Origin of the sequence: Kosakonia sp. YIM B13571, assembly GCF_042788095.1 — a bacterium.
Lineage (GTDB): Bacteria > Pseudomonadota > Gammaproteobacteria > Enterobacterales > Enterobacteriaceae > Kosakonia > Kosakonia quasisacchari.
Map to the genome: position 1 here is coordinate 353,560 of NZ_JBHZPL010000001.1, position 16,090 is coordinate 369,649.

Genomic DNA, 16,090 nt, shown 5'->3' on the forward strand with positions numbered 1-16,090 from the left:
GGGGCAGCGCGACACCCATTGGTGCTGCTGTCTCCCGGGTTTTTGTCCCGCCGTGTAACCTCGCAGAGGTCGCCAGCTCTTGGACCAGACATTCACATAAGTGAACCGGAACCCTAGCCAGCTATTTTTCAAATTGTGTGTTGCACTGCGATTCCCCTTCTGCAAGGCCTGTGCCAAATTGTTTTTTAATTGTAATCAGCGAGTTAACAGAACGCGCCACGGCGAACTCCCTGTTTTGGTGAGCCACTGCAACGCGCTGCACCAGGCTGGTGCTCTCAGGCCAGTGGTCAGAAAGCATTTGTCTGGTGTATTGTTTTTAAACGATTAATCACAAACATGGACACCTGCAATATGCTTAAGATTCTTGGCAAAACGACGTCGATCAATGTGCGAAAAGTGCTCTGGACCTGCGAAGAAGCCGGGCTGGATTATGTGCAGGAGGATTACGGCAGCGGTTTTGCCTCCACGGAAACGGACGAATTCCGCGCCATGAACCCCAACGCGATGGTGCCGGTACTGATAGACGACGGTTTTGTACTGTGGGAGTCCAACTCGATTTGCCGTTATCTGGTGCGTAAAGCCGGGCGTGAGGATTTGCTCCCCAATGAGCCACAAGCCTGTGCCAACGTTGAGCACTGGATGGACTGGCAAGCCACCGAGTTCAACAACGCCTGGCGCTATGTTTTCCCTGCGCTGGCGCGCAAAAACCCGGCCTTTAACGACCCGAAAGCCATCGAAGCAGGCATCAAAGAGTGGAATCACTGCATCGGCATTCTGGAACAGCAGTTGCAGCGCACCGGGGCATTCGCTGCGGGCGACACCTTTACGCTGGCGGATGTGGTGCTGGGGCTGTCGGTCAACCGCTGGAAGATGACGCCGTTTGAACACCCGCACGTACCCGCTATCGATGCGTGGTTTGCGCGATTAAACCAGCGTCCGGCGTTTTTGCGCCACGGCAATAATGGCATGGTGTAAAGCGGTGCTATCTCCGGCGAGCGTCACCCACGATTACACGTCAGCGTATCCCGACCCGATTGCGGTGAGCAAAGGCGAGCGCGTACTGATAAGCCATTGCGATTTGCAGTGGCGCGGTTGGGTGTGGGTGACGTTAGCGTCGGGGAAAAGTGGTTGGGCGCCGCAGCAGCTTTTCTCGGCACTCAGCAGCCATGAAGGGCTTTGCCGGGAAGATTACTGCGCGCACGAGTTGACAGTGCGCACCGGGGAAACGCTTACGATCCTCAACGTTCTCAATGGTTGGTACTACGCGCAGAAAGCGGATGGGGAAAGGGGTTGGCTGCCGCAGGAGTGCGCAACCCTGCTATAAGCGAGCAATCAGCGCCCGATTTTAGCCCGCAGCACCTTGACGCCGCGGGCTAAAAGCCAGGCGATAACCAGCACAATCACCACCAGCATAATGGTGCTCGGCGGATCCATGCCCCATTCATAGGTATCGGTAATAAGTTGGTGCCGCCAGAGCAGATCAAACAGCCAGTTCGATGACCATTGCCAGAACCAGTTAATCGGCTTGATGACAGCGCAAATGAAAAAGGCGAGCACCACATACAATAGCCCCGCCAGCACCTTTATGATTGCCGCCCGCATCGTTTTTCCCTTTCCGGTGTTGATAAACCGGACGTTTTACCAGCGCGTGGGGCGCATTTCAATGAATACGCGTTCTGGCCATTTTTCGCCGCAATCATGCTGGCGAACTACTTTTCAGGCCGTTCGGCCTGTTTGTAAATATCCGGTCGGGCAATCGTCCACGTATAATCGGGCCGATTGATAGGCACATAACCGGCTTGCGCGTACAGCCAGGGGGCGGTGGAGGTAAAAAGGACAATCCGGCGCAATTTTTCAAAAAGCGGATGCGCATGGCAGCAGGCGATGAGCCATTTCCCCAGTTTTTGCCCCTGATACGTTTCCAGCACATAGACATCGCACAAGTAGGCAAAAGTGGCGTAATCGGTCACAAATCGGGCAAACCCTATTTGTGCATCTTGGTGAAAAAGACCGAAATTAAGGCTATTTTGCACGGAGATTGCCACCGTTTCTCGGTCAATACCCGCCGCCCATGTGGATCGCGTCAGGTAACGGTGAATCGCTGCAATATCCTGCTTTTCGGCGTCGGTTGTTATCAGATAATCCTCTTTACGCCATTCCTGAACCTCGAAACCTGCCATAACGCCTGCCCTTTATCACGTGGGGAAAACGTTCAAATTAGCACGAATTTTGCGCACCAGTGAGCACGAGAAAAGACGAAAACCTGGGGCTTTTTTACCGGGTAAGCGAAGCGCATAGTAATGATTTACTCGCGAAGGGGTAAACGAACGTTGCCCGGTGCCGATAATACAACTACCCCCAAGCGCTTCATTTACAAGGAAGATGCCATGAAAACCTATGTGTTCTACTCCAGTGACATTGCCGTGAATGTCTATGAGAAAAAAGCCTTGTCGGCCGAGGAAGTGCGCCAGCTTAAAGCTGAAGGCTTTCGCAAAATGCCGTTTGAAACCAAAGCGGAAGACGAAGCGCAGGCAATCGATATCATGCTAGCGCATTTCAAAGAAAATACTGAAGCCCTTGAAGAGTTCACCAAAGACTGGTGCATCCCCGCCACCATTTTCTGCGCAATTTCTGCGTTGAGCTGAGTAGCAGAAAGCCGCATATGCGGCCTCTTTTAATGCGCGCAGGAAAGTGTCTCGCCGGAAACGTGCAACAGCGCCGTATGCATCGACGCGGTAAACATCGCGCCATGCGTCAGGCCGGGATAAAGCCGATACGTTACCGGTATTCCCACACTGCGCAGGTGTGAAGCCGTCTGGCTTGCCACATTTAACGCGTCCGACGTGGCGTTTTCGTCACGGGATTTTCTGTCACCATCGCCTTCCATAAACCACACAGATTTCTGGCTGCCCTGCGCTTTGTTGGTATGTTCAAGAGCGTTGAGCAGCGTTGTGTTATTACGATCCAGCGAAGGAACGGCTGAGTAGAATGTGTGAAAGAAGTCGGACGATAAAAAGCTCTCCAGCACAAATAATCCGCCGTAAGAGTGCCCCCACAGCGCCCGTTTTTGTGGGTCAATATTGAGATTTTTTTCAGCCTGCGGCGCAATGGTGTGCTCCAGCAACACGCGGAAAACAGCGCTACCGCCACCGGCCCTGCCGCGCAAATTCTGCGGGCTACTTTGCGTTGCAGGCGTGTAATCATACGCTCGGGCGGTTAAGTCAAACGGCAGATCGGTCTGATAGCCAATCGCTATCAGCACGGGCGGATCGCGCTGCGACAGTTTTTGCAACAGATCATCAGATAACCGGTCCATCACCGCGTTGCCGTCCAGCAGATAGAGCACCGGGTAGCCGCTAGCGGGCGGTTTTTTATTCGGGATGGCGGTCCAGACTTTGTAGTGGCGTTTGCCATCGGCGGAATCAAAGGTACTGACGGTGAAATGGTAAAACGCGGAGCCTCTATCGGCGATATTCGGCCCTAAAGGTGCCATGTCCGGGCGGGCATAACTGTTTGCCGCGCAGAGCAGCAGCAAAAAAGCCGCCAGGCGGCGAATCACTGCGATATGGGTAACACAAGAGTTAACTAAACTGGCTGCATTAAACGAGTTTAACTGCATGAATATATAGTTATTTTCAACTGAACGCGTGAACATTATCCTTCCCTGGCGCAGAAACAAACAGCAGTAAAGTTAATGCGAATCATTATTGATTGCAACCAAAATGGCCTTTGCTGCAGCTTCGCCTGATAACGGCAACTGGCTTCTTACCCGGAAACAAAAATCATACTTTTGTATGAGAAAACTTTGCGCCGCTGCGTCTAATAATTCAGCAATACCCCTACATTCTGGACCGTTACCATGCGAGCAATTCTCCCGCTTCTGTTGCTCATTTTATGTAGCATAATCAATCGTGTGGATGCTCGAGAAACCAGCACCCTCAGCAATGATAGGTTAGATATTGAGTCACACCAGACGGATGATTTACTCAAAGAACATCCGTTTGAAACGAGAATAAAATCAGCTGAATATGAATCAACTATCTTCAATCTGGCCATCCGCAACATGCAGCAGGAAGGTATTAACCAATACCCTACGCGTAATGAAGATAATAAAAACGTAATGGAGAAATTGAATTTACCGCCAGGCAGCATTGCTGAAAATACACCAGTCTGTAATTCAGCTACAGTTGAATATTATCGTGGCTATGGCGATAAAAAATCGGCGCAATCTGTCATTAACCGTTGTCAAAAAAAGCTGGAAAAGAATAATTTCGGGACATTCACGTCTGCGGATAAATTTATTCCCTCAATCGTTTACTTACGGTCGCCATTAGAAATGTGCACAGGCTTTTTAATTAATAACACCACCGTGGTAACAGCAGCGCATTGTAATGTCGACACGGCTTATTTTAGCAACGGCGAATCGAGAAAAGTCAGCAAACAAAATGGTAAAGTGTGTTTTCAAACTGAGGGCAGTTATTGCGACTATGCTGCATTAACTATTGATAAAATTAACATTGCATTGCCCCCTATTCAGTGGCAACAAGCTGATGTCAATGACGATTTATGGATCCCAGGCGTTGCTATTTCCTCCCTTGAAACTATCCCAAAAAGTTATCCAACTTCTATTATGGCGGCAACCGATAACCAACAAAATAAAAGCTGCAAAGTGGTTTATATCAACAATAACTGTCTTATTCATCTGTGTACGGTGCTGCAGGGATTTTCCGGTGCGCCAATCGTTAATATGACTAAAAGCAAAAAAGAAAATAGCGTTGTAATAAGTGGCATACATATATCATCGGAACAAACTCTCAGTAAAAAGATGTGCCAATTAGACACCGAAAAATTACTGGCTAATTACGGTGTACCAAAATCAAAACTACCCTTTTAAGAGGTAACCATATGCCCGGGAAAAGAACACTTCTGTTTATCAGTGCACTCCTGGCAGGGTGTGCAGGTGAGCATGCAAACAACGTCAGTTATAACCCGCAGACAATAAAAGAGGGCGGAATTGAAGAAATGCGTGCGTTTATATCCGCAGATCCCTGCCCTGCTGCAATAAATGAGGACAGAGGCTCCAATGAAGCCGCCGCGCTATTATTAGCGGTGGCAACACCGATCCTCAGTGAAACCCTTAAATATGGATTTGCGCTAATATCAAAAGTTGGCAGCAATATGGCGAAGCCCTATCCGTTAAATGCCTATATTTATCCGAATGAAACCACGCTAATTTCCAACGCGCAATGTTTAACGCTGGTTTATGGTGAGTTTGGCGGCACGGGGAAAAATAATCTGGCGACCCCCGAATTACCCTATCAATATTACAATAACAAACTTCTGGCCGGGCAATTAACCAGCGATCTCGGTTTTGCCATGCAAATTAAAATACAGCGTAGCGAAGAGCGATTATCGTTTGTTCCGTATTCTCTTTTTTACCCCAAACAACTGCGGCCATACGGCATTAATAATCACCATGGGTTAACCGTGGCGATAGATTTTGGCGGTAATGATGCCACGATCGAGTTTGATAAATTATATGTCGGGCGTTATTACAATCAAAAAGCAGTAATTACGCACGGCAAGACCATTGAGCTGGCAAAAGTGACGCCGTATACCCTGAAAATTACGGTAACGGAAGGGCCAGACAATGAAACGCTCGCCGGGCTGTTGCAGGCGGTGTCATCAAGTGATGTCGTTGCGGCGCAGCAGCAGCTCCTTAAAACCTATATTGATAAAAAGATCGCCGAAAAAACGGGAAAATAAAGGCCACGCATAGCGATTAAAAGCCAGCCTTCTCTGGACATAAAAGGCGGTAAGATCTGCCCCTAACCGCCAATAGCGCAACGCATTTAACGCTGCGCTATTTCCCTGCTACGAGTAAATTGCTGTTCCAGCATCGCGCTTCCCCACTGTTCGCCCAGCCACTCTTTGCTTAGAGTGAAGCCGAAAGATTCGTAAAGTGCGCGCGCGGCATCCAGCCCGCTGAATGTCCAGAGCTGCACGGCGGAAAACTGCTGTTCATCGCAAAACTGCATCGCTTTGGCGAGCAATTGTCGCCCCACGCCGGTGCCACGGCATTCATCAGCAAGAATGAACCAGCGCAGATGCGCCTCGTTATTACCTAAATCCTCTCCGTCGATGGCAACCGAACCGACGATTTTGCCCTGAGACACCGCGAGCCAGATGTGATTACGCGCATTCTCCAGACGCCCGGTAAATTCGGCCAGGCCAGCGGCCACTTTGCTTTCAAAAAAATAGCCAAAACCATAATGTTGCGAATAGTAGCTGGCGTGCATTTCGCTGATGCGGCCAATCATTCCCGGCAGATAACCGGTAACGATTTCCGGTTTTTCACGGGCAGGAAGCGGCGCGCCCTGGCGGCAGGCTTCAAGTGCGGCGGCATAGGCCGACAAACCACGAGCAACCGTCTCCCGCTCAGCAGCATTAAGATGTTGCAGCGCTTCACGCACACGCATTGCGCCGTAGCTATTAATGCGCGCGACGCTCTCTTTGCCCTGCGCGGTCAACTGCAACGTTTTATAGCGGGCATCCTCAGCCGAGGGAACGTCCTGTAATTCACCGGCAGCGATAAGCCGGCTCAGCATACGGCTGACGCTTGATTTCTCCAGCCCCAGGATCTGCACCAGTTGCGCGGCCGTCATCGCCCCCTGCTTTTCCACTTCCAGCAGCGTATGCACGGCGGAAGGGGAATAATCTGTCGCCGCAAGTGTGCTGTTCATGAAGCCCAGCTCACGCACCATCCGCCTTGATGCTGCCCGGATATCGTTGATCAGTTGGTCGACGGCCACGTTGTTGCCTCACGGGGGAAATAGATAGTTGTGTAATACAACCATCAACGCAGCAGGCTGTCAACCCAGGAGCCGTTGATGTGGCTTCACCCCGCATTACCGCGTCAGCGACACCCTTCCCGCCAAAAGCCGACTGTTGCTGTTCATAATTCCCTGAGCTCCCCCTTAATTACCCTATAAATCCAGGCGAGAGCCCTGTACAATCCCTGCCCTAAGATCCTATAACTGATTAATTTTTGAACTATGAGCAATGTAAACCTGCAGCCGAAAATCGGCTTTGTCTCTCTTGGCTGCCCGAAAAACCTGGTGGATTCCGAACGTATTCTCACCGAGCTGCGCACCGAAGGCTATGACGTGGTGCCAAGCTATGACAACGCCGATATGGTTATCGTCAACACCTGCGGCTTTATCGACAGCGCGGTGCAAGAGTCGCTGGAAGCCATCGGCGAAGCGCTGAATGAAAACGGCAAAGTCATTGTGACCGGCTGCCTGGGCGCGAAAGAGGATCAAATCCGCGAAGTGCACCCGAAAGTGCTGGAGATAACCGGGCCGCACAGCTATGAGCAGGTGCTGGAACATGTTCACCACTATGTGCCGAAACCGCAGCACAACCCGTTCCTGAGCCTGGTGCCGGCACAGGGCGTAAAACTGACGCCGCGCCACTACGCTTATCTGAAAATTTCCGAAGGCTGTAACCATCGCTGCACGTTCTGTATTATCCCGTCGATGCGTGGCGATCTGGCGAGCCGCCCGATTGGCGACGTGCTAGCCGAAGCCAAGCGTCTGGTCGATGCGGGCGTGAAAGAGCTGCTGGTGATCTCGCAGGACACCTCCGCCTACGGCGTGGATGTAAAACATCGCATGGGCTTTCACAACGGCGAGCCGGTGAAAACCAGCATGGTTGGCCTGTGCGAGCAACTGGCGAAACTCGGCGTCTGGACGCGCCTGCACTACGTTTACCCGTACCCGCACGTTGATGACGTCATTCCGCTGATGGCGGAAGGCAAAATCCTGCCGTATCTGGATATCCCGCTGCAACACGCCAGCCCGCGCATTCTCAAGCTGATGAAGCGCCCCGGCGCGGTCGACAGGCAACTGGCGCGCATTAAACAGTGGCGTGAAATCTGCCCGGAACTGACCCTGCGATCCACCTTTATCGTCGGTTTCCCTGGCGAAACGGAAGAAGATTTCCAGATGCTGCTCGATTTCCTCAAAGAAGCGCGCCTGGATCGCGTCGGCTGCTTTAAATACAGCCCGGTAGAAGGCGCAACCGCCAACGAACTGGCAGATCAGGTGCCGGAAGAGGTGAAAGAGGAGCGTTGGAACCGCTTTATGCAACTGCAACAGCAGATCTCCGCTGAGCGCTTGCAGGAAAAAATCGGCCGCGAAATTCTGGTGATCATCGATGAAGTGGACGAAGAAGGCGCGATTGGCCGCAGCATGGCAGACGCTCCGGAAATCGATGGCGCGGTGTACCTGAACGGCGAAACCGGTGTAAAACCGGGCGACGTTATCCGCGTAAAAGTGGAAAACGCCGACGAATACGATCTGTGGGGCTGCCGCGTTTAACACCTTTTCCCTCTCTGCACACGGAGAGGGAATTTCCTATCCCTTAATCTTCGGGTCGAGCGCGTCGCGCAGGCCATCACCCAGCAGGTTAAACGCCAGCACCGTCAGAAAAATCGCCAGCGAAGGAAACAGCGCTACATGCGGCGCAATCACCATATCTGCACGCGCTTCGTTGAGCATCGCCCCCCACTCCGGCGTTGGCGGCTGTGCGCCCATACCGAGAAACGAGAGGCTGGCGGCTGAGATAATCGACGTGCCGATGCGCATGGTGAAATAGACCACAATCGATGAAACCGTGCCCGGCAGAATATGGTGGAACAGGATCACTGCATCACTGGCACCAATGCTGCGCGCGGATTCGATAAAGGTTTGTTGCTTGAGTACCAGCGTATTACCACGCACCAGGCGGGCAAACGCCGGCACGGAGAACACCGCCACGGCGATGATCACGTTCGCCATGCCGCTGCCCATCACCGCTACCACCGCAATTGCCAGCAGAATGCCAGGGAACGCGAACAGTACATCGCAGATGCGCATAATCAGGCGATCCCACCAGCCTTCGTAGTAGCCCGCCAGCAGACCCAGTACCGTGCCGATAGTCGCGCCAATGAGCACCGCAAAGAGACCCGCCGCGAGCGAAATCTGCGCGCCGACCAGCACGCGGCTTAAGATATCGCGCCCCAGCGAATCAACGCCAAACCAGTGCACCAACGATGGCCCTTCATTAAGGCGGTCATAGTCGAAATAGTTTTCCGCATCGAACGGGGCTATCCACGGGGCGACAATCGCCAGCAGGATCAGCAGCAGCACAAAAATCCCGGCGGCCATCGCCAGCGGTTGTCGGCAAAAACGCCGCCAGAATTCATGCCACGGCGTGCGCACATGCCCCGGTTTGACTACGGGCATGGCGTTTAAAACCGCCTGTCGACGCCAGTTTAATAATCGCATCCTTACTTGTACCTGATCGCGGGATTAAGGGCGGCGTAGAGTACATCCACCGCTAAGTTGATAAGAATAAACTCCAGCGAGAAGAGCAGCACCTCGGCCTGAATCACCGGGTAGTCGCGCATTTCCACCGAGTCCACCAGCAAACGGCCCAGCCCCGGCCAGTTGAAGACTTTCTCCACCACAATGGAGCCACCGAGCAAAAAGCCAAATTGCAGCCCCATCATGGTGACCACCGGGATCAGCGCGTTGCGCAGGCCATGCTTGAGGATCACCCATCGCTCGCTGACACCTTTGGCGCGCGCAGTACGCATATAGTCCTCGTTGAGCACTTCCACAAACGAGGCGCGGGTAAAACGCGCCATCACCGCCGCCACTGCCGCACCGAGCGTTAATGATGGCAAAATATAGTGTAGCCAGCTGTCAGCACCGACGGTCGGCAGCCAGCCGAGTTCCACTGAGAAGATCTGCATTAGCAACATGCCCAGCGCAAACGCCGGAAATGACATGCCCGTTACCGCCAGCGCCATCCCCAGATGATCCGGCCAGCGGTTACGCCACACGGCGGCGGCAATCCCCGCGCCAAGCCCAAACAGCATCGCCCAACACATGCTGGTGATAGTCAGCAGCAGCGTTGGCATAAAACGGCTGGCGATTTCGTCCACTACCGGGCGGCGCGAGGCCATCGATATGCCAAAATCGCCCTGCAGCACATTGCCGATGTAGTGCCAGAACTGCCGCCACAGTGGCTGATCCAGCCCAAGCTGGCGGCGCACCAGCTCAATCACCTGCTCGTCGGCTTCTGGCCCGGCAATCAACCGCGCCGGATCGCCCGGCAGTAAGTGGACAAACAGAAACACCAGCACCGCCACGATCAGTAGCGTCGGAATCAGGCCCAGCAAGCGTTTAATAATATAATTTTGCATTGTGCGTTCCCTCACGCCTCCTTTTGCTCTGCGAGGTGGAGTGAGTTATTTCACCAAATCCGCGTTATCAAAACTAAACCCGGTATCGGGCATAATGTAGAAACCGGTGAGCTTCTTGTTATGCGCTGAAACCAATTTTTCCACCACCAGCGGCACCCACGGCGATTCCTGCCAGATGAGATCCTGCGCCTGTTTGTACAACTGCTCTTTCTCCACGGCATCCGTGGTTTTTAGCGCGTCGGCCAGGTCTTTATCCACTTGCGGGTTGCTGTAAAACGCAGTGTTGAATTGCGTTGGCGGCCAGTTCCACGAGGCAAACAGCGGCGACAGCGCCCAGTCTGCTTCGCCGGTCGAGGCCGACCAGCCGGTGTAGAACATGCGTACGCCGCTCTGCTGCTGCCCTTTGGCTTCCACTTCCGCCGCGCGCTGCCCGGCATCCATCGCCGTGACCTGCACTTTGATGCCCACCTGCGCCAGTTGCTGTTGGGTAAACTGCAACACTTTTTGCGCAGTGCTGTGGTTATGTGATGACCATAACGTAGTGCTGAATCCTTGCGGATAACCGGCTTCTTTTAGCAACTCGCGGGCTTTTGCCGGATCGTACGGCCAGGGTTGATAGGCCTGCGAATAGGCAATGGTTGGCGGCACAACGCCCGTGGCGGGCGTCGCGAAACCGGCGAATGCCACTTTCACCAGCGCCGGACGGTTGATGGCGTAGTTGATCGCTTCACGCACTTTCGGGTTATCGAACGGTTTCTGCGTGATATTCATACTGATGTAACGCTGCATAATCGACGGGCTGGCGACCAGTTCCAGTTTGCTGTTTCTTTTCAGCACTTCCGCCTGTTCGTAAGGAATGGGGAACGCGAACTGCGCTTCGCCGGTTTGCAGCATTGCCGCTCGGGTGTTGTTGTCCACTATCGGCCGCCAGGTAATCGAGTCCAGCTTGGGTAAACCTTGCTGCCAGTACCCGGCGAATCTCTTCACTTTCACGTAATCGGTCTGGTTCCACGCTTCCAGCTCATACGGCCCGGTGCCAACCGGGTGAAAACCAATGTCGTTGCCATATTTTTGCAGCGCCGCCGGAGAAATCATGGCAGTGGCCGGATGCGCAAGAATATTGATAAACGCGGAAAAGGGCTGCTTAAGGGTAATTTTTACCGTGTAGGCATCCACCACATCGGTTTTCGCGATATTTTTGTACAGGTTATAACGCTTCAGGCTATTGCGCGGGTTGCTGGCGCGGTCGAGGTTGGCCTTTACCGCTGCGGCGTCAAAGTCAGTGCCGTCCTGGAACTTCACCCCGTGGCGCAAGTTGACGGTATAGACCATGCCGTCATTGGAAACGCTGTAACTCTCTGCCAGCACGTTTTCCAGTTGCATATCTTTATTCAGGCCAAATAAGCCCTGATAAAAGGATTTCGCCACCGCCTGCGAGAGTGTGTCGTTAGCATCATAAGGGTCGAGGGTTGTGAAATTGGATCCCACTGCGACAACCACATCTTTCGCCGCAAAGGCCGGGATAGTGGTCAGCGCGAACATCACGCCAGCGAATACCCGCCAGTGCCGTGAAACGAATTGTGTCATGTTGCTCTCCTGCAGAACCCTGCCAGTGCTTAGTTAAAAACGGGATTGCGTGCTACCGGGCGTTGAACGGGCGACAAAATGTCCCGGCCCCACGTTCTGCAACTGCACGCGTTGCATTGACTCGCCGCGTTTGCGGATATTGCTGGGCATGTCATCAGACAACAACACACGCTGCGCGTGATGATGCGCCGGATCGGCAACCGGAACCGCCGACATCAACTTACGTGTATACGGATGCTGCGGGTTTTCAAACACCGCCTGCCGTGGGCCGATCTCAACAATTTGCCCAAGGTACATCACCGCGACCCGGTGGCTGATGCGTTCTACCACCGCCATATCATGAGAGATAAACAGAAATGCAATGCCCATCTCACGCTGCAAATCGAGCAGTAAATTGATGATTTGCGCGCGAATCGAAACATCCAGCGCCGAAACGGCTTCATCCGCCACCACCACGCGCGGGTTGAGCGCCAGCGCACGGGCAATGCAGATGCGCTGGCGCTGCCCGCCGGAAAACTCATGCGGATAGCGCCAGGCGTGTTCCGGCTTCAGACCGACGCGTTCCAGCAGCCACTCCACGCGCTGCCGCCCCTCTTCTGCCCCCAATAAATTGTGCACCCGCAGCGGTTCGATAATCGAATCGCCAACGGTCTGGCGCGGATCCAGCGAGGCGTAAGGGTCCTGAAAAATAAACTGAATATCGCGGCGGATCCGCTTCATTTTGTTGTCCGCCAGCGTATCAATGCGCTCACCGTTAAAGGTGATGGCGCCGCTCTGGTGCTCTACCAGCCGCAACAGCGCGCGCCCGGTGGTCGATTTACCGCTGCCGGATTCTCCCACCAGCGACAGCGTTTCGCCCGGCCAGAGATCAAAGCTCACCCCTTCCACAGCGTGCACCTCTTTGGTGACGCGATTGAGAATGCCGCTGCGCAGCGGGAAGCGCGCCACCAGATCGCGCACCTGCAAAATCGGCTCGCCCGGTACCACCGTATCCTGCTCAATTTCCGCTTCCTGATGTGGCGGGTTTTTCGGCGAAATCAGCGCAAAGCGGCGCGGCAGCGTGCTGCCATTCATCGCCCCCAGTTTTGGCACCGCCGCCAGCAGCGCTTTGGTATACGGGTGCTGTGGATGATTGAAAATTTGCTCGACGCTGCCGGTTTCCACCGCTTCGCCCTGGTTCATCACCAGTACGCGGTCGGCAACATCAGCGACTACGCCCATATCGTGAGTGATAAAAATCACCCCCATCGACATCTCTTTTTGCAGCACGGCGATCAGTTGCAGGATCTGCGCCTGAATCGTGACATCCAGCGCGGTCGTGGGTTCGTCGGCAATCAGCACCGCCGGGCGGCAGGAGAGCGCCATGGCAATCATTATGCGCTGACGCATGCCGCCGGAAAGCTGATGTGGAAAACTGGATAAAATCGCCTGAGATTCCGGGATGCGCACCAGATCGAGCATACGCCGCGCTTCAATCATGGCGTCTTCGCGCCCCAGTTTCTGGTGCAGGCGAATCGACTCGGCGATCTGCTCACCCACCGGAAACACCGGGTTGAGCGAGGTCATCGGCTCCTGAAAAATCATCGCGATATCCGCACCGCGCACGCTGCGCATCTGCGATGCGCTCAGCCGGGTAAGTTCCACATTCTGCCGGTTCCGCCGTGTCAGGCGCATATGATCGCAACTCACTTCGCCGCCTGCCTGTTCAATCAGGCGCAGTAAAGAGAGCGCGGTGACGGATTTACCGGAGCCGGATTCACCGACGATCGCCAGCGTTTCGCCGCGTTTGAGGGAAAAGGAGAGATGGCGTACCGCCGGGAGCAGTTGTTTATCATGGCTGAAGGCGACGTTCAGATTACTGACATCCAGCACCACATCCGCGTCAGTTTCTACCCGCCCAACCTCACTCACTTTATTCACGATAAATGCCCACGCTTGGCGCATCGCCCGCGTAACCCCACGCGCGATACATCCCTTCACTGTTGAACGGCAAGGCCACGTTGCCTTCGCGATCAACCGCAATCAGCCCGCCGCTGCCGCCCAGCGCCGGGAGTTTTTCCATCACCACGGCGTCACTGGCTTCCTGCAAACTCAAACCGCCGTACTCCATCAGCGCGGCGATGTCGTAAGCGGCCAGCGCGCGGATAAATACTTCACCGGTGCCGGTGCAGGAGACCGCCACGTTGGCGTTATTGGCATAACAGCCAGCGCCGGGTAACGGGCTATCCCCCACGCGGCCCGGTAATTTATTGGTCATGCCACCGGTTGAAGTTGCTGCCGCCAGATTGCCCTGTTTATCCAGCGCTACTGCCCCCACGGTGCCAAATTTTTTGCTCTCATCAAGCGGCGCGGAGCCGTGATCCAGCACCGTGTGCCCGGCGTCCCGCGCTTCCATCAGTTGTGCAAAACGTTCCGGGGTGGAAAACAGGCTTGGCGATACCGCTTCCATGCCGTGGGAAAAGGCAAACTGTTCCGCCCCTTCGCCAATCATGAAGACATGCGGGCTGCGCTCCATCACCAGACGCGCCGCCAGCACCGGGTTACGCAAGCGGCTGACACCCGCCACCGCCCCCGCTTGTAGCGTGTTGCCATCCATCACGCAGGCATCCAGTTCATGGGTTTCATCGCGGGTAAACACCGCGCCAATACCGGCGTTAAATAACGGACACTCCTCCAGCAGCCGCACTGCTTCCGTCACCACATCCAGTGCGCTAACGCCCGATTCCAGCATGCGCTGCCCGGTTTCGATAATGGACGAAAGTACGTGTACGTAACGTTGCTCTTTTTCCGGGCTCATCTGTGCACGGCCGATAGCACCCGCACCGCCGTGTATTGCGATTACCGCTTTAACCATTTGTGCCGCCTGGATTTCTCTGCGCCTGGAGGGATTTCTGAATATAGAAAGTCGTTACAACGATGTAAAGCAATGTCATTCCAATGGGGTAGGCGTAAGGCATGTTGAGACCTCCCCTTTTCTGCCATAATGGCCGCTTCATCGCGTTGACTGGATATTAATTATGGAATCATCAAACGGCCTGATCTCGCTCGATACGGCCCTGTCACAGATGCTGTCACGCATTTCACCGCTGACTGAAAGCGAAACCCTGCCGCTGGTGGCCTGCTTTGGTCGCGTGGTGGCGCAAGATATTATTTCTCCGCTGAACGTACCGGGTTTTGATAACTCGGCGATGGACGGCTACGCCGTGCGGCTGGCGGAGGTACAAAGCGGTAACGCTCTGCCGGTGGCGGGCAAAGCGTTTGCCGGGCAGCCATTTGATGGCGAGTGGCCTGCGGGCACGTGCGTACGCATTATGACCGGCGCACCGATCCCCGCCGGATGCGACGCGGTAGTGATGCAGGAGCAGACGGAACAGACTGACGCTGGGATTCGTTTTACCGCTGAGGTGCGAGCCAATCAGAATATCCGCCGCGCGGGCGAAGATATTCAACAAGGTGCCTGCGTTTTCGCCGCTGGCACAAAACTGACGGCCGCCGAGTTGCCGGTCATTGCTTCATTGGGCATTGCTGATGTTAACGTGCTGCGCAAAGTGCGCGTGGCGCTGTTCTCCACCGGCGACGAACTGCAACTGCCGGGCCAGCCGCTGGCTGACGGGCAAATCTACGATACCAACCGCTTGTCCGTTCACCTGATGCTGAGCCAGCTCGGTTATGAGGTGATTAACCTTGGCATCGTGCCGGATAACCCGCAGAAATTGCGCGACACCTTTATCGCTGCCGATAGCCAGGCTGATGTGGTGCTAAGCTCCGGCGGCGTGTCGGTGGGGGAAGCGGATTACACCAAAGCTATTCTTGATGAGCTGGGCGAAATTGCGTTCTGGAAACTGGCGATCAAACCAGGTAAACCGTTCGCCTTTGGCAAGCTTAAAAACAGCTGGTTCTGCGGCCTGCCGGGTAACTCGGTTTCCGCGACGCTCACGTTTTATCAGCTGGTATTGCCGCTGCTGGCGAAGCTTGGCGGTAACATCGCCGGTATACAGCCGCTGCGTTTTCGCGCCCGTGCGGTGGAGCGCCTGAAAAAGACGCCAGGGCGTCTCGATTTCCAGCGCGGCGTAGTGAGCCGTGGCGAAGATGGCACGCTGGAAGTGCGCAGCACCGGTCACCAGGGTTCGCATATTTTCAGCTCCTTTAGCCAGGGTAACTGCTTTGTGGTGCTGGAGCGCGAACGCGGCAATGTGGAAGCCGGTGAATGGGTGGATGTCGAGATGTTTAACCATCTCTTCGGAGGCTAAA

General features: G+C 54.5%; 16 protein-coding genes and 1 riboswitch. Of the genes, 7 read left to right on the forward strand and 9 right to left on the reverse strand.

The genetic code is table 11. From position 1 onward, the window contains the following. Positions 1–29 precede the first annotated feature (29 nt). Positions 30–128: riboswitch (guanidine-I (ykkC/yxkD leader) on the reverse strand. 223 nt (positions 129–351) lie between these two features. Then, on the forward strand, positions 352–975 hold the full coding sequence (locus ACFX4O_RS01705) for a glutathione S-transferase family protein (protein ID WP_131410818.1): 624 nt from the start codon (positions 352–354) through the stop codon (positions 973–975). Continuing rightward, positions 962–1,324 carry an SH3 domain-containing protein gene (locus ACFX4O_RS01710; protein WP_380206847.1) on the forward strand — a complete coding sequence of 121 codons (363 nt, stop codon included), beginning with the start codon at positions 962–964 and terminating at the stop codon, positions 1,322–1,324. Before ACFX4O_RS01705 ends, ACFX4O_RS01710 begins: the two co-directional genes overlap by 14 nt. 8 nt (positions 1,325–1,332) lie before the next feature. Here the strand turns inward: ACFX4O_RS01710 and ACFX4O_RS01715 are convergent, their stop codons facing one another. Next, on the reverse strand, positions 1,333–1,602 hold the full coding sequence (locus tag ACFX4O_RS01715) for a hypothetical protein (RefSeq protein WP_131410814.1): 270 nt from the start codon (positions 1,600–1,602) through the stop codon (positions 1,333–1,335). Between the two features lie 107 nt (positions 1,603–1,709). Next, positions 1,710–2,180, reverse strand: a complete 471-nt coding sequence (locus tag ACFX4O_RS01720; RefSeq protein ID WP_131410812.1) for a GNAT family N-acetyltransferase — start codon at positions 2,178–2,180, stop codon at positions 1,710–1,712. A gap of 207 nt (positions 2,181–2,387) precedes the next feature. On the opposite strand from ACFX4O_RS01720, the gene ACFX4O_RS01725 reads away from it, so the two are divergent. Further along, complete coding sequence (locus ACFX4O_RS01725) at positions 2,388–2,645, forward strand: hypothetical protein (RefSeq protein WP_131410810.1); 258 nt, start codon at positions 2,388–2,390, stop codon at positions 2,643–2,645. A 29-nt stretch (positions 2,646–2,674) separates the two neighbouring features. On the opposite strand, the gene ACFX4O_RS01730 is transcribed toward ACFX4O_RS01725, so the two are convergent. Further along, positions 2,675–3,655, reverse strand: a complete 981-nt coding sequence (locus ACFX4O_RS01730; protein ID WP_380206850.1) for an alpha/beta hydrolase — start codon at positions 3,653–3,655, stop codon at positions 2,675–2,677. Between the two features lie 204 nt (positions 3,656–3,859). On the opposite strand from ACFX4O_RS01730, the gene ACFX4O_RS01735 reads away from it, so the two are divergent. Together ACFX4O_RS01735 and ACFX4O_RS01740 are read left to right on the forward strand one after the other, a co-directional pair. Then, a complete protein-coding gene (locus tag ACFX4O_RS01735; RefSeq protein WP_380206852.1) occupies positions 3,860–4,894 on the forward strand; it encodes a trypsin-like serine peptidase in 1,035 nt (344 codons plus the stop codon). 128 nt (positions 4,895–5,022) lie between these two features. Further along, positions 5,023–5,766 carry a hypothetical protein gene (locus ACFX4O_RS01740; protein ID WP_380206854.1) on the forward strand — a complete coding sequence of 248 codons (744 nt, stop codon included), beginning with the start codon at positions 5,023–5,025 and terminating at the stop codon, positions 5,764–5,766. A gap of 86 nt (positions 5,767–5,852) precedes the next feature. On the opposite strand, the gene ACFX4O_RS01745 is transcribed toward ACFX4O_RS01740, so the two are convergent. Further along, positions 5,853–6,764 (reverse strand): GNAT family N-acetyltransferase, encoded by a 912-nt coding sequence (locus ACFX4O_RS01745; protein ID WP_380207623.1) that lies wholly within the window; start codon positions 6,762–6,764, stop codon positions 5,853–5,855. 291 nt (positions 6,765–7,055) lie between these two features. Here ACFX4O_RS01745 and rimO point away from each other — a divergent pair, with 291 nt between their 5' ends. Next, the gene (rimO, locus tag ACFX4O_RS01750; RefSeq protein ID WP_380206856.1) at positions 7,056–8,381 is read left to right on the forward strand and encodes a 30S ribosomal protein S12 methylthiotransferase RimO; all 1,326 of its coding nucleotides are present in this window, start codon (positions 7,056–7,058) and stop codon (positions 8,379–8,381) included. Positions 8,382–8,417: 36 nt separating this feature from the next. Here the strand turns inward: rimO and gsiD are convergent, their stop codons facing one another. From gsiD to iaaA, 5 genes are read right to left on the reverse strand one after another with little or no spacing between them, the layout of a single operon-like run. Then, positions 8,418–9,329: a glutathione ABC transporter permease GsiD gene (gene gsiD, locus ACFX4O_RS01755; protein WP_131410800.1), complete on the reverse strand. Its 912-nt coding sequence runs from the start codon at positions 9,327–9,329 to the stop codon at positions 8,418–8,420. 2 nt (positions 9,330–9,331) lie between these two features. Further along, the gene (gsiC, locus tag ACFX4O_RS01760; protein ID WP_131410798.1) at positions 9,332–10,252 is read right to left on the reverse strand and encodes a glutathione ABC transporter permease GsiC; all 921 of its coding nucleotides are present in this window, start codon (positions 10,250–10,252) and stop codon (positions 9,332–9,334) included. Positions 10,253–10,297: 45 nt separating this feature from the next. Next, positions 10,298–11,839, reverse strand: a complete 1,542-nt coding sequence (gsiB, locus tag ACFX4O_RS01765) for a glutathione ABC transporter substrate-binding protein GsiB (protein WP_131410796.1) — start codon at positions 11,837–11,839, stop codon at positions 10,298–10,300. A gap of 33 nt (positions 11,840–11,872) precedes the next feature. Next, positions 11,873–13,783: a glutathione ABC transporter ATP-binding protein GsiA gene (gene gsiA / locus ACFX4O_RS01770; protein WP_131410794.1), complete on the reverse strand. Its 1,911-nt coding sequence runs from the start codon at positions 13,781–13,783 to the stop codon at positions 11,873–11,875. Continuing rightward, positions 13,752–14,693, reverse strand: coding sequence for a beta-aspartyl-peptidase (iaaA, locus tag ACFX4O_RS01775; protein WP_380206859.1), 942 nt, complete (start codon positions 14,691–14,693; stop codon positions 13,752–13,754). The genes gsiA and iaaA overlap by 32 nt, the downstream gene beginning before the upstream one ends. Before the next feature lie 163 nt (positions 14,694–14,856). Between iaaA and moeA the strand changes: the two genes are divergently transcribed. After that, on the forward strand, positions 14,857–16,089 hold the full coding sequence (moeA, locus tag ACFX4O_RS01780) for a molybdopterin molybdotransferase MoeA (protein WP_380206861.1): 1,233 nt from the start codon (positions 14,857–14,859) through the stop codon (positions 16,087–16,089). Position 16,090 lies beyond the last annotated feature (1 nt).